At 47.3% G+C, this 617-nt stretch carries 1 protein-coding gene; it reads right to left on the bottom strand.

Translation table 11 applies throughout. The features are described from left to right. Positions 1 to 617 (bottom strand): IS5-like element ISVal1 family transposase (locus ATB78_RS27900; protein ID WP_061011164.1); only part of this gene is annotated, 617 nt, incomplete at both ends.

Genomic DNA, 617 nt, shown 5'->3' with positions numbered 1-617 from the left:
CCTAGCAGCTGTTTTACTCGGTACATTGCTGTCTCTGATAGTGAGCGCTTGTGATAGCCATACCGCTTTTTCCACTTCTTGTTGGAGCCGTAGAGCTTTTGACAACCTACTGCTAAATTGCGAGGGTGTCCTTGTTCCCAGAATGCAGCCCCTTCTCGTGGTGGGATAAGCGCAACCGCTCGCTTAACCCGTATCGCATCATGACAATTCCTTGTGTCATAAGCACCATCACCTGATATTTCAATGATTTTACGACGCGTCTGCTTGAGTAAGTTGGGGAGCACTTCGGCATCAGTTACGTTAGATAAACTCAGCTCTGCTGCGACTATTTCGTGAGTGCTTGTATCTACTGCAATATGCAGTTTACGCCAGACTCTGCGCTTCCCATCAGTACCATGCTTCTTGACCTTCCATTCACCCTCGCCATAAACCTTGAGGCCAGTGGCATCAATTGCCAGGTGTTGTATTGCTCCTCTGGTTTTGGTTTTAAATGAAACCTCAACTTCCTTAGCTCGGCGGCTTATACAGGTGTAGTGCGGGCAAACAAGCGGGATGTTAGCCAGCTTAAATACAGAGTCTAGAAAACCTTGTAGCGCTCTCAATGGCATAGAGAAAAT

The organism is Vibrio sp. CUB2, assembly GCF_001557945.1.
Classification (GTDB): domain Bacteria; phylum Pseudomonadota; class Gammaproteobacteria; order Enterobacterales; family Vibrionaceae; genus Vibrio; species Vibrio owensii.
Note: the sequence above shows the minus strand (reverse complement) of the source record. Positions and strands in the feature narration are given on the sequence as shown.